We start from the raw sequence: 12,764 nt of genomic DNA, 5'->3' as shown, positions 1-12,764 counted from the left end.
ATCACGATTAACATCTGACTACGTTAGTCGTAAAAAGACCGCAGCTCTAGGCTACGGTCTCTAATTTATACGCAATGACTACAATTAGCCTTTTGTTACCATTGCTACTTCTTCAGCAAAGCTCATGCCTTCGTCTTTCTGAATTCCTTCACCTACTTCTAGGCGAACAAAAGTGCTTACAGTTGCACCTTTCTCTTTCAGAACATCACCAACAGATTTCTTTGGTTCCATAACAAATGGTTGACCAGTCAGAGAAACTTCACCAGTGAATTTCTTCATACGGCCTTCAACCATTTTCTCAGCGATCGCTTGTGGCTTACCTTCGTTCATTGCAATATCAACTTGAACTGCACGCTCTTTAGCGACAACTTCAGCTGGAACGTCAGAAGGGTTAACATATTCTGGACGTGATGCAGCAACGTGCATAGCAATGTGCTTAAGCGTTTCTTCGTCACTTGCAGTACCAGCAACAACAACACCGATACGCTCACCGTGACGGTAAGTTGCGATAGCTTCGCCTTCAACATACTCTACACGACGAACATTGATGTTTTCACCAATTTTCGCAACAAGTGCGATACGAGCATCTTCGAATTGAGCTTGTAGCTCTTCGATTGATGCTTTGCCCGCTAACGCAGCGTCAGCAACTTCATTTGCGAATGCAACAAAGCTACCATCTTTAGCAACAAAGTCTGTTTGACAGTTTACTTCTACAAGAGCAGCAACGCCTTCACCTTGTTTGATGATGATAGTACCTTCAGCCGCTGTATTACCTGCTTTTTTAGCAGCTTTTGCAGCACCACTTTTACGCATGTTTTCAATCGCTAGTTCAACATTACCTTCAGTTTCAACAAGCGCTTTCTTACATTCCATCATGCCCGCGCCGGTACGGTCGCGCAGTTCTTTAACTAGAGCAGCAGTTACAGCCATTCTATATTCCTCGACTAAATTCTGGATGAGATAAAAATCAGGGGCCGATCTTATGGCCCCCAATACTAACTTTTACCTTATTAATGCTAAAAATAAACAAAAATAAAGTATGATTCAGAGCCGCTAATTATTCAGCTTCAACGAAACCATCTTTGTCAGCTACTGCTACGACGTCTTTGTTACGACCTTCGCTGATAGATGCTGCTGCAGCATTCAAGTATAGTTGAACAGCGCGGATAGCATCATCGTTACCAGGAATAATGAAGTCAACACCATCTGGGTTAGAGTTGGTATCTACAACAGAAATTACTGGAATGCCTAGATTGTTCGCTTCTTTAATCGCGATGTGCTCGTGATCTGCGTCGATGATAAATAGAGCGTCAGGTAGACCACCCATATCTTTGATACCACCAAGAGACTTCTCAAGCTTCTCCATTTCGCGAGTACGCATTAGAGCTTCTTTCTTAGTTAGCTTATCAAAAGTACCATCAGAAGACTGAGCTTCTAGTTCTTTAAGACGTTTGATTGACTGACGAACAGTTTTCCAGTTAGTCAACATACCACCTAACCAGCGGTTGTTAACGTAGTATTGGTTGCTCGCAATAGCTGCTTCTTTAACAGCTTCAGATGCTGCGCGTTTAGTACCTACAAATAAAACTTTACCTTTTTTCTCGCCGATTTTAGCAAGCTCAGCAAGAGCGTCGTTAAACATTGGTACAGTTTGTTCTAGGTTGATGATATGAACTTTGCTACGAGCACCAAAAATGAATGGTTTCATCTTTGGGTTCCAGTAACGAGTTTGGTGACCGAAGTGAACACCAGCTTTAAGCATATCGCGCATTGATACAGTTGCCATTTTAAAATCCTCTATGGGGTTAGGCCTCCACATTTCCCATGCATCCGACCCTCTAAATTGAGAGCACCCCGGAACACGTGACGAAATGTGTGTGATTTACAATTAGTGTGTGTGGAAAAATCACGTAACGCACATTAGAGATACGCAATCTATTCCGGCGCGCTTTATATCATATTTCACAGCATTTTGGCTAGTAAAAAATAGCGAAACATAAGGTTAGCAACTGCTGATATTTGCTATATTCACATTAGATTTGTTGCGATCATTCGGTCGATTGCTACAATACATCAGTTTGCACTTTAAGTGTCCCCGAAAAATTAGAGAATACCTATGTCAGTTAAAATAAAAACAGCCCAAGAGATCGAAAAAATGCGTGTTGCAGGCAAACTTGCCGCTGACGTACTAGAAATGATCGAACCCTACGTTAAAGCTGGCGTAACAACAGAGGAACTTGATCAAATCTGTCATAAATATATTACAGAAGTTCAAGGCGCAATTCCTGCTCCTTTGGATTATCATGGTTTCCCAAAATCGATTTGCACCTCGATTAATCACATTATTTGTCATGGAATACCGGCAACAAAAGACTCGACCTTTGGTCAAATTAGTCGCCCTGCCGTATTAAAAGATGGCGATATCCTCAACATTGATATTACTGTGATTAAAGATGGTTATCATGGCGATACTTCTCGCATGTTTCTCATTGGCGAAGTGTCGCCAGAAGATAAACGTCTCTCCATTGTTGCACAAGAAGCTCTTTATATTGGGATGAAACAAGTAAAACCCGGAGCCAAACTTGGAGAAATCGGTACTGCAATAGAAAAATACATAAAAACTAACAATAAAAATAACCCTCGCACTAAGTTTTCTATTGTTAAGGATTATTGCGGCCACGGTATCGGAGATAAATTTCACGAGGAACCACAAGTTGTGCATTACCGTAACGGAGATAAAACCGTTCTTAGGGAAGGCATGACATTTACTATTGAGCCTATGATTAACGCAGGAAAATTCGGTTGTCGTTTAGATGATGAAGATAACTGGACAGTCTATACCGCTGATGGAAAAAACTCCGCTCAATGGGAACATACGTTATTAGTCACTGCGACAGGGTGTGAAGTACTCACTTTACGAAAAGACGAAACTATCCCGCGGATAATGAAAAATTCTTAATTAACGATGACATAAAAAATCCCTGATTGAGCAGGGATTTTTTTTTAGTGCTATCTTTGATAAGTTACTCACTTAGTTTTTTACTCATCTACGGACTCGAATCATGCTTTATCAAACGCCGTCGACTATACCTGATGCTGACATCACAACCTCTAAACTCAAAGACGAGCTCGACAAATTTGGAGAGCATCAGAAGGACCTGTTCTCTAACCGACAATCGGTTACTGATTTAGTTTATGGTCGTGCAGAATATATAGACCAAATATTGATACGTTTATGGCGTTTTTTTGGGTTCGATACCGTTGAAGATATCAGTCTGGTAGCCGTTGGTGGCTATGGACGTAAAGAACTTCACCCGCTTTCCGATATTGACATTCTTATATTATCAAAAGAAGAAATAGCGCCTGAAATACAAAGTAAGGTGAGCGATTTTATCACTTTCTTGTGGGATTTGAGACTTGAAATTGGCCATGCTGTCCGCACGATTAATCAATGCTCTGAAATTGGCAGAGAAGATCTGTCGGTAGCAACCAACCTTCAAGAAGCACGTTTTATTGTCGGTAGTGAAAGCAACTTTCATAAAATGACTTTAATGATATTATCTGAATCGTTTTGGCCAACAGAAACGTTTTTTCAGGCTAAAGTCGAAGAACAGCGTTTACGCCACTCTCGCTTTCACGATACAACTTACAACCTAGAACCGGATATTAAATCAACCCCCGGCGGCTTACGAGATATACACACTCTAAGTTGGATTGCACGTCGTCATTTCGGTGCCACGTCACTGATTGAAATGAGTAAATATGGTTTTCTTACCGATGCTGAGTACCGCGAATTAAGTGAATGTCAGGATTTCCTATGGCGAGTGCGCTTTGCCCTTCATCTCGAATTAAAACGCTATGACAACCGGTTAACCTTCTTACACCAAGAACCCGTCGCTCGACGCCTAGGGTTTATTGGGGAAGGAAACCAAGCTGTCGAAAAAATGATGAAAGAGTTCTATCGTACCTTAGGTCGCGTCGCCGAACTCAATAAAATGCTCATTAAGTTATTTGACCTTGCGATCTTACATGATGAAGACGATTTGGATATTGAAATTATCAATGACCAATTTCAGCGTAGTGGCGCGCTGATAGACTGCCGAATTGATAATTTATTTAATGACCACCCAGAAACAATTCTCGATATGTTCATTCATATTGCTGACGACTCATCAATTACGGGCATCACGCCATCTACCATGCGTGAACTAAGGTCAGCTCGACGTCGCCTAACTAAGTTTCTTTGTGCGATTCCTGAAGCAAGAGACAAATTCATTGAGCTTATTCGTCACCCTAACTGTTTGACTAAAGCTCTTGACTTAATGCATCGTCATGGCGTGTTAGCAGCTTATTTACCTCAATGGAGTCATATTGTTGGTCAAATGCAGTTTGACCTTTTCCATGTCTACACAGTCGATGAACACAGTATTCGAGTACTTAATAATCTGCACGTTTTCTCAGATCCTGCAAACAACGAAAAACACCCAATTTGTTGTGAATTATTTCCAAAGCTAAAACGTCGCGATTTACTCATTTTAGCCGCAATATTTCATGATATTGGAAAAGGCAGAGGGGGTGATCACTCTGAGATCGGCGCACTAGAAGCATACACCTTCTGTATTCAACACGGTTTATCAAAGCCAGAAGCGAAGCTAGTGTCATGGCTTGTTAAAAATCACCTTCTCATGTCTGTAACAGCACAACGGCGCGATATATACGATCCAGAAGTCATCATAGAATTTGCTAAAACTGTTCGTGATGAAGAGTATTTGGAATGTCTTGTTTGCTTGACCGTATCTGATATTTGCGCAACAAATCCTGAGCTTTGGAACAGTTGGAAACGGACACTGCTAGCAGAATTATTCTATTCGACTAAACGCGCACTTCGACGCGGGTTGGAGAACCCTGTTGATGTCCGCGAACGAATTCGTCATAACCAGCAACTTGCTTCTGCTTTATTAAGAAAAGAAGGGTTTACTGCTCGTGAAATCGAAGTGTTATGGCAACGATTTAAAGCCGACTACTTTCTTCGCCACACTCACCAGCAAATTGCTTGGCATTGTATTCATATACTTAATCACGATGACCATAACAAACCATTAATTTTAATGAGTAAAAGAGCAACGCGTGGTGGAACCGAAGTGTTCGTTTATACCAAAGATCAACGAGCACTATTTGCCGCTATCGTGGCTGAACTAGATCGTCGAGGTCTTAACGTTCACGATGCGCAAATTATGACAAGTAAAGACGGCTTTGTTCTCGATACTTTTATGGTCCTCGACCAACATGGTGAAGCGATCGATCTTGAACGTCATAGTTTACTGATCGAACACATTGAATCGGCAATCCTAAAAGGAGAACCGATTCTGAATAAAACGCGCCGTGCACCTAGCAACCTTCAACACTTTAAAGTAAGAACCAAAGTAGATTTTTTACCAACGAAAACAAAAAAACACACATTGGTGGAACTTGTCGCCCTTGATATGCCAGGGTTACTTGCAACTGTCGCGGCAACGTTTGCTGAAAATAATTTCGTTCTTCATGGAGCAAAAATTTCAACGTTGGGGGAGAGAGCTGAAGATCTATTTATATTAACGAACAAAGACTACACAAGACTAACGGAAGAGCAAGAGCAATCTCTCAGCAAAATGATAATAGAAAACGTATCTGAAATATTGCCCAATTAACATTTCGCCACATAAATATTTTTCTATTATTAAATATACTGAGCTATCTTATATGTAGTGGTACGTTTAAAGTACGGTATTCTATTTTAAAGGAAACGGTTTCAATGAAAGGATTGTCCATGAGGCGAGTGTTAGCTGATAACCTGTCTATGCTCAAATTTAAGTATAAAAACTTAAATCGTACAGACTTGTCTCATAGTGGAATACAGCGCTCGGGGACCAACTACTTATGTCAATTACTGAAACAAACATCTATCAACGTTTCAAATGCCTATGACCCTTATAGAAACCATCCGGCACACAAGCACTTTCGATTAATGGACGATAAATCCTCTATCTTCATGGATAGAGAATCTTTTCTTAACTATTACCAAGTGAACTCCATTCATGAATTAAATTACTTGTGTAAATATCCAGATGATCATCCCCACATTGTGTTATTTAAAACACCTGAGAGTTGGCTTGAAAGTGTGTACTCTTGGGGAAAAAAGCAAGACTGGTCATCGCTCTCTGATCCAGATTGGAAAGAGAAATATTTATTAGAGTGGGATCAATACTATAAAAAGTGGAGTGAATTAGAACAGAAAAACCCTGAACTAGTACTCATTCTTTGTTATGAATCGTTACAACTCGAACCACAACGAGTAATCGATAAAATTTGTGATCATTTCCATTTTGATAAAGTAACACTTCCAAATAATGGAAAAATAGATAGTGTACGCTGTTCACCTAAAAATAGAGAAAAACACACACTCCAAACCGAGGAAATACAGGAAGTACTGAACTCGCTAGAGTTTGATTGGAAAAAATACCAATAGTTTTCATCAAAAGCCAGTTAGAACATAGAGATCTCATTCAACGAGATCTTTTAAATCCAAGCTAAATAATGCCCTAGTCCTGCTAAGCAAATCGCAGAGATAATCCCAGCAACAATATCATCTATCATAATTCCAAACCCGCCATGCACTCTTTTATCAAGCCAACTAATTGGCCAAGGCTTCAGCATGTCGAAAAAGCGAAATAAGATGAACCCGGCAATAAGCCACTGCCATTCATAAGGGTTAAGCCCATAAATAGGCACAATTAACATAGTGATCCACAACCCAATAAACTCATCCCAGACAATAGAGCCATGGTCATGTACGCCCATATCATCAGAAGTTTTCTGGCAAATTGTAATTCCAACCCATGAGCCCACAATGCACACAACAATATAAGCCCAGAAAGGTAAATGAGCTAGCGCTAGGTATGGAACAACCGCGGCAAGTGTCCCCATTGTTCCTGGGATCCAGGGAGACAACCCACTGCCAAACCCCACAGCAAGAAGATGCCATGGATTTGATAAGCGAAGAAGCTGTTTAGGGTTATTCATACTGATATTCCAAAGTGATCAAAGCCAGATAGTTGCCATGTTAAAGCTTGCCCATCTGAATGCAACTCTAGACCTTCTTTGCCACGAATTTGGCCAATGCATTGGTAAGGTGTGTTGCAATGACTAAGATGGCTTTCTAGAGCTTCAATATTATATGGAGATACGATAAAGCAAAGTTCATACTCTTCTCCACTTGTTAATGCATATTGCAGTGCTTTGTCACGATCGTTATTGAGAAAACCAACCAGTTCATCAGAAATAGGTAAATGTTCAACATTGAGTGTCGCGCCAACATTTGAGCTAGTCAGGATGTGCTGAATATCTGAAACCAACCCATCAGAAATATCAATTGCACAACTGGCCACATTGAGCAAAGCTTGCCCCAATAATACCCTTGGTGTAGAAAGGTAATGTCTCTGTTCAAGTACATCAGAAGAAGGTTGAGAACGGAGAGCGTTATCTAGGATAACATCCAACCCAGCTTTGCTATCTCCAAGTGTTCCTGTGACATATATCCAATCTCCAGCTTTTGCATTATGCCGCGTCAATGCATAGTCATTAGGCAAAAAACCATGAAGTGTCAACGTGATACTAAGAGGCCCTTTTGTTGTATCACCGCCAATAAGTTTTACATTATAGTAATCGGCTAACTCAAAAAAAGCAGCGCTAAAACTTTCAAGCCACGCATCATCTATATCTGGCAGAGAAATCGCTAACGAGCACCATGCAGGCCTTGCTCCCATCGCAGCTAAGTCACTAATATTTGAAGCTAATGCTTTATGAGCAATCCATTTAGGGTTGGCGTCAGGCAAGAAATGAGTTCCAGCAACCATGGTATCAGTCGTAATCGCCAAACGACTGTTTTCAGGGACTTTAACGATGGCACAATCATCACCGATATCAAGGTGGACATCTTTGCGCTCGGACTGCTTCTTTATAAAATAGCGATTAATTAAACTAAATTCCCCAGACATCTCTTTTCCTAGCCAAACAGGTTTAACACATAGAAAAAAGGCCAGCATTGGCTGGCCTTTCTTTAAAATTTACGACTATTTCTTTCGTACATGTGGTGCCGCTTTATCAAGCACACCATTTACAAACTTATGACTATCTTCTGCTGCAAACACTTTAGCAAGTTCGATTGCTTCGTTAATCACTACTTTGTACGGCACATCATCACGCTGTGTCATTTCGTACATGGACAAACGTAACAAAGCGAGCTCCATCATATCGAGGTCTTGCATTGGACGAGACGTATATGGACGAATCTTTGCATCCAAAGCAGTAACGTTTAGCACGACTCCAGTAAGCAAATTACGGAAATATTCAACATCTGTTTCAGGTGCCTGCAACGAAGGTTCTTGAGCGCTGTGCTCTTCATCGTCATATTTACCATTTGAAAGAAATTGCGCTTCGATATTTGCAACATCATCCTTGGTAATTTGCCATGAATAGATAGCCTGTAATGCAAACTGGCGAGCGTTACGACGCGAAAGTGGTTTCACACGTGCACCCATTAGAGTTCAATCTCTGCAAGAACGTTAATCATTTCTAGCGCGCTAAGTGCCGCTTCTTCGCCTTTATTTCCAGCTTTAGTACCTGCTCGTTCGATAGCTTGATCGATGGTATCAACCGTCAATACACCAAAGGCAACAGGAAGGTCATACTGCATTGAAACCTGCGCTAAACCTTTATTGCATTCGCTACATACATAATCAAAATGTGGCGTGCCTCCACGAATAACAGAGCCAAGAGAAATAATGGCATCAAATTTATTGGTCATAGCCACTTTTTTGGCCGTAAGCGGAAGCTCTACAGCTCCAGGACAGCGAACGATAGTAATATTATCATCAGCAACTTGCCCATGACGCTTTAAAGTATCGATTGCACCTTCAAGAAGCCTGTCGTTAATAAAACTATTAAAACGAGATATAACGATAGCTATTTTTGCATTTGGTGCTGGAAAACCACCCTCGATCACTTTCATAAACTTTCCTTCAAACTCTGTTCACCCATGAGAATCGCCGGATTCTAGCACAATTCGACGAGCAATATCTATTGCTAATTAACCTTTACTATAGCGAGTTATTGCAACGAAAACCTAAGCAAAGCCGTGTTTTTGCAAAAAGTCCATCGTCAGTACGGAATCAGGCTCTGCTTCTTGTTTCGCTCCAATTAATCGCTCTAAATAACGAGCCATTACATCGACTTCCAAATTTACTTTGCGTCCCACTTGAAAATCATTGATTGTAGTCTCTGATGATGTGTGTGGCACAATGGTTAATTTGAAGGCGTTTTTACGTAAATCATTCACTGTTAAGCTTATTCCATCAACAGTAATGGACCCTTTTTCAGCAACATATTTACTAAGCGAGCTTGGCATTTCAACCCAAAACTCAATGGCCCGTCCAACACTATTTCGCTCAATTATTGTTCCAACACCATCCACGTGCCCCGAGACAATATGCCCACCAAACCGTGTTGTCGGCAACATCGCTTTTTCTAAATTCACATCGTCGCCCACCTTATAGTGAGCAAATCCAGTTTTATTTAGTGTTTCAACGGATAAGTCGGCGGTATAACTGGTCGATGTCATCGCAACAACAGTCAAACACACCCCATTGGTTGCGATGCTATCACCAAGCTTTACATCACTCATATCCAATACACCCGCATTCACTCGAATGCTGATATCTTCACCTTTTGCTGTCAACGCAGCTAGGGATCCAACGGCTTCTACAATACCTGTAAACATATTTAATTAATTCTTATATTGTGGTCGGACAACGATTCTAATATCAGGCCCGACTTTAGTGAGTTCTTGAATCTCTAAATCAATGACGTCGCTCATTTCTGTTAATCCTAACTCTCCAAACAACCCTCGCCCATCACTGCCTATCAATTTAGGCGCTAAATAGAGCACAATTTCATCAACCAGATTTTGACGAATCATGCATCCTGCTAGTGTCGCACCAGCCTCTACCCAAACATGATTAACTTGCTGCTCGGTCGCGAGTGTTTTCAATAGAGTTTCAAGGTTTAACTGTTTTTGAGAATCAACATCTACAATGATATCTCCTGACTTTTCAGCCACCGTCATAATCGGGGGACTACCGTCATTAAAAATCCGTAAATCCGGAGTAAGCTTCTGTTGGCGGTCGAGAATAACGCGAAGGGGCTGACGTAATTGTGATTCAGGGTAATTCGCTTGAATTGAATCCGGTAATTCATGCCAACGCACCGCTAAAGAAGCGTTATCAGCAATAACCGTTTGACTGGTCGACAATATCGCCCCAGCTATCGCTCGATAAGCTTGAACATCTTGGCGAGCTGCTGCTGAAGTGATCCATTGGCTTTTACCATTGGCTAAAGCGGTTTGACCATCCAAGGTTGCTGCCATTTTTAGTTGAACATAAGGCAATCCCGAACTCATCTTTTTAATAAATCCGGGATTCAACGCGGCGGCATCGGATTCAAGTAAACCAATAGCCACATCGATTCCGGCGTTTCGAAGCATTTGAAAGCCGTTCCCAGCAACCAAAGGATTGGGATCACTCATGGCACAGACCACTTTTACGATTCCAGCTTTAATTAACCCTTCCGCACAAGGCGGTGTTCGCCCATAGTGAGAGCAAGGTTCTAATGTTACGTAAGCTGTCGCGCCCTTGGCTTTTGCCCCAGCCTGTCGTAGAGCATGAACTTCAGCATGAGGCTCCCCTGCTTTTGCGTGGTAACCTTCACCAACAATATGTTCATCGTTGGTGATAACGCATCCGACATTAGGATTAGGAGCTGTGGTAAAGCGTCCTTGTTTAGCGAGATGAATCGCGCGATTCATCATCTTATAATCGAACAACGAAAACTCTGACATTAAACCAACTCGCTTCTATTGTTATCGTCTCTAGTCTTGTAGTTTGGCAATCTCTTCACCAAATTCTCGCACATCTTCAAAACTACGATAAACGGAAGCAAAACGGATATATGCAACTTTATCTAACTCTTTTAATTGTTCCATGACAAGATTTCCAACTAAATCACTCGGCACTTCACGTTCACCTGTCGCCCGCAGTTGCGACTTAATCAAACTTAACGAAATATCGATAGCATCGGCACTAACAGGGCGCTTTTCTAGTGCTCGTAAAATCCCACCCATCATTTTTTCTTCATTAAATGGTTCTCGGTTACCATTAGATTTAATAATCCGAGGCATCACTAATTCCGCTGTTTCGAACGTGGTAAAGCGCTCATGACACGCCACACACTCACGCCGACGACGTACCTGATGCCCATCGGCAACCAAGCGGGAATCGATTACTTTAGTATCAGTTTCAGAACAAAAAGGACAATGCATATAACCTCCACATGAATAAGACGAGTGTAGCGGAAATGGAAAACGGAAGAAATGCAAAAAGGGGCTAAATAGCCCCTTTGCATGTTAGATCACGAGATAAAACTAAGAACGAACAAGATAGTTTGCTTTTCCTACCCATTTATAGCTGGTGAGCTCTTCTAATCCCATCGGACCACGAGCATGCAGCTTTTGAGTTGAGACCGCAACTTCGGCACCAAGGCCAAATTGCGCGCCATCGGTAAAGCGGGTAGATGCATTAACATATACCGCAGCAGAACCAGCGGAATTAATAAACAGTTCTGCATTGTTTAAGTCATTCGTCATAATGGCATCAGAGTGACTCGCATTATGTTCACGCATATGATCAATGGCTTCATTCACATCGGCAACAACTTTGACACCAAGAGTATAACTTAACCATTCAGTATCGAAATCGCCGTCTTTTACATCGCGGATCTCTTTCGCCATCGGCATTAACTCTTTTGCTTCTGGTGTCGCAACGAATGAGACTTGATCGTTTAGTCGTACTGCGAGTTTTGTCAAAAATGACTCTGCAATATCCTGATGCACCAGTAACGTATCCAACGAATTACACGCAGACGGACGCTGAACTTTCGAGTTTTCAACCACATCAAGTGAGCGCTCAAGATCCGCATTCGCATCAACATAAATATGGCTAATACCAAAACCACCTATAATGACTGGGATTGTGCTATTTTCCTGACACATTTTATGTAGTCCAGCACCACCACGAGGAATGATCATATCGACGAACTGATCGAGCTTAAGCAATTGCCCAACAAGCTCACGATCTGGCTTTTCTATATACTGAACAGAAGCGGCTGGCAAACCGGCCTTTTCTAATGCAGCTTGGATAACGTTAACCAATTCCATATTAGAGTTGAACGTTTCTTTGCCACCACGAAGAATACTCGCGTTTCCGGTTTTTAAACACAATGCAGCAATATCAATCGTGACATTAGGGCGAGCTTCATAGATCACCCCCACCACACCAAGAGGGACACGTCGCTTAGCGAGGCTCATACCATTTTCGAGTACACGGCTATCGATTTCACTTCCAACGGGGTCATTGAGGTTAATGACGTTACGAACATCAGAAGCAATACCTTTGAGACGCGAGTCGTTCAATAATAAACGGTCCAATAAGGCTTCCGTTAAACCAGCCTCTCGACCCAGTTCAATATCGATTGCATTAGCAGCCAGAATCGCTTCTGAACGTGCTTCCAATTCATCAGCAATCAATGATAACGCTCGATTTTTTTGAGCGGTCGACGCGGTTGCAAGTTGAAAAGCCGCTTCTTTGCCCGCTTTCCCCATTAGAGTTAAATCCACG

At 41.7% G+C, this 12,764-nt stretch carries 13 protein-coding genes; 3 read left to right on the top strand and 10 right to left on the bottom strand.

The window, feature by feature from the left end; translation table 11 throughout:
* Positions 1-84: 84 nt before the first annotated feature.
* A complete protein-coding gene (tsf, locus tag ACXJY6_RS10150) occupies positions 85-930 on the bottom strand; it encodes a translation elongation factor Ts (protein ID WP_458768248.1) in 846 nt (281 codons plus the stop codon).
* A gap of 127 nt (positions 931-1,057) precedes the next feature.
* Positions 1,058-1,786, bottom strand: a complete 729-nt coding sequence (gene rpsB / locus ACXJY6_RS10145) for a 30S ribosomal protein S2 (RefSeq protein ID WP_456050718.1) — start codon at positions 1,784-1,786, stop codon at positions 1,058-1,060.
* A 330-nt stretch (positions 1,787-2,116) separates the two neighbouring features.
* On the opposite strand from rpsB, the gene map reads away from it, so the two are divergent.
* From map to ACXJY6_RS10130, 3 genes are all read left to right on the top strand, one after another.
* Entirely contained in the window at positions 2,117-2,959 is an 843-nt protein-coding gene (map, locus tag ACXJY6_RS10140) for a type I methionyl aminopeptidase (protein WP_456050717.1), read from the top strand.
* A 103-nt stretch (positions 2,960-3,062) separates the two neighbouring features.
* Entirely contained in the window at positions 3,063-5,687 is a 2,625-nt protein-coding gene (gene glnD / locus ACXJY6_RS10135; protein WP_458768247.1) for a bifunctional uridylyltransferase/uridylyl-removing protein GlnD, read from the top strand.
* 104 nt (positions 5,688-5,791) lie between these two features.
* The gene (locus ACXJY6_RS10130) at positions 5,792-6,505 is read left to right on the top strand and encodes a hypothetical protein (RefSeq protein WP_458768246.1); all 714 of its coding nucleotides are present in this window, start codon (positions 5,792-5,794) and stop codon (positions 6,503-6,505) included.
* Positions 6,506-6,555: 50 nt separating this feature from the next.
* On the opposite strand, the gene pgpA is transcribed toward ACXJY6_RS10130, so the two are convergent.
* From pgpA to ACXJY6_RS10090, 8 genes are all read right to left on the bottom strand, one after another.
* On the bottom strand, positions 6,556-7,059 hold the full coding sequence (gene pgpA, locus ACXJY6_RS10125) for a phosphatidylglycerophosphatase A (RefSeq protein WP_458768245.1): 504 nt from the start codon (positions 7,057-7,059) through the stop codon (positions 6,556-6,558).
* Positions 7,056-8,033, bottom strand: coding sequence for a thiamine-phosphate kinase (gene thiL / locus ACXJY6_RS10120; RefSeq protein WP_458768265.1), 978 nt, complete (start codon positions 8,031-8,033; stop codon positions 7,056-7,058). The genes pgpA and thiL overlap by 4 nt, the downstream gene beginning before the upstream one ends.
* A 75-nt stretch (positions 8,034-8,108) precedes the next feature.
* Positions 8,109-8,576, bottom strand: a complete 468-nt coding sequence (gene nusB, locus ACXJY6_RS10115; RefSeq protein WP_456050713.1) for a transcription antitermination factor NusB — start codon at positions 8,574-8,576, stop codon at positions 8,109-8,111.
* A complete protein-coding gene (gene ribH, locus ACXJY6_RS10110; RefSeq protein ID WP_456050712.1) occupies positions 8,576-9,046 on the bottom strand; it encodes a 6,7-dimethyl-8-ribityllumazine synthase in 471 nt (156 codons plus the stop codon). The genes nusB and ribH overlap by 1 nt, the downstream gene beginning before the upstream one ends.
* A gap of 114 nt (positions 9,047-9,160) precedes the next feature.
* The gene (locus tag ACXJY6_RS10105; RefSeq protein ID WP_456050711.1) at positions 9,161-9,814 is read right to left on the bottom strand and encodes a riboflavin synthase; all 654 of its coding nucleotides are present in this window, start codon (positions 9,812-9,814) and stop codon (positions 9,161-9,163) included.
* A gap of 6 nt (positions 9,815-9,820) precedes the next feature.
* A complete protein-coding gene (ribD, locus tag ACXJY6_RS10100) occupies positions 9,821-10,930 on the bottom strand; it encodes a bifunctional diaminohydroxyphosphoribosylaminopyrimidine deaminase/5-amino-6-(5-phosphoribosylamino)uracil reductase RibD (RefSeq protein ID WP_458768244.1) in 1,110 nt (369 codons plus the stop codon).
* A 30-nt stretch (positions 10,931-10,960) separates the two neighbouring features.
* Positions 10,961-11,410, bottom strand: coding sequence for a transcriptional regulator NrdR (gene nrdR / locus ACXJY6_RS10095; RefSeq protein WP_456050709.1), 450 nt, complete (start codon positions 11,408-11,410; stop codon positions 10,961-10,963).
* Between the two features lie 102 nt (positions 11,411-11,512).
* The gene (locus ACXJY6_RS10090) at positions 11,513-12,763 is read right to left on the bottom strand and encodes a glutamate-5-semialdehyde dehydrogenase (protein WP_458768243.1); all 1,251 of its coding nucleotides are present in this window, start codon (positions 12,761-12,763) and stop codon (positions 11,513-11,515) included.
* Between the last annotated feature and the right edge of the window lies 1 nt (position 12,764).

The sequence above is a fragment of the Vibrio phycocola genome, from assembly GCF_054404255.1.
Note: the sequence above shows the minus strand (reverse complement) of the source record. Positions and strands in the feature narration are given on the sequence as shown.

Bases quoted from the DNA above. Each gene is read 5' to 3' on its own strand.
- rpsB (WP_456050718.1), bottom strand. From the start codon at position 1,786: ATGGCAACTGTATCAATGCGCGATATGCTTAAAGCTGGTGTTCACTTC.
- ACXJY6_RS10105 (WP_456050711.1), bottom strand. From the start codon at position 9,814: ATGTTTACAGGTATTGTAGAAGCCGTTGGATCCCTAGCTGCGTTGACA.
- thiL (WP_458768265.1), bottom strand. From the start codon at position 8,033: ATGTCTGGGGAATTTAGTTTAATTAATCGCTATTTTATAAAGAAGCAG.
- pgpA (WP_458768245.1), bottom strand. From the start codon at position 7,059: ATGAATAACCCTAAACAGCTTCTTCGCTTATCAAATCCATGGCATCTT.
- ribH (WP_456050712.1), bottom strand. From the start codon at position 9,046: ATGAAAGTGATCGAGGGTGGTTTTCCAGCACCAAATGCAAAAATAGCT.
- ribD (WP_458768244.1), bottom strand. From the start codon at position 10,930: ATGTCAGAGTTTTCGTTGTTCGATTATAAGATGATGAATCGCGCGATT.
- map (WP_456050717.1), top strand. From the start codon at position 2,117: ATGTCAGTTAAAATAAAAACAGCCCAAGAGATCGAAAAAATGCGTGTT.
- ACXJY6_RS10130 (WP_458768246.1), top strand. From the start codon at position 5,792: ATGAAAGGATTGTCCATGAGGCGAGTGTTAGCTGATAACCTGTCTATG.
- nrdR (WP_456050709.1), bottom strand. From the start codon at position 11,410: ATGCATTGTCCTTTTTGTTCTGAAACTGATACTAAAGTAATCGATTCC.
- glnD (WP_458768247.1), top strand. From the start codon at position 3,063: ATGCTTTATCAAACGCCGTCGACTATACCTGATGCTGACATCACAACC.
- tsf (WP_458768248.1), bottom strand. From the start codon at position 930: ATGGCTGTAACTGCTGCTCTAGTTAAAGAACTGCGCGACCGTACCGGC.
- nusB (WP_456050713.1), bottom strand. From the start codon at position 8,576: ATGGGTGCACGTGTGAAACCACTTTCGCGTCGTAACGCTCGCCAGTTT.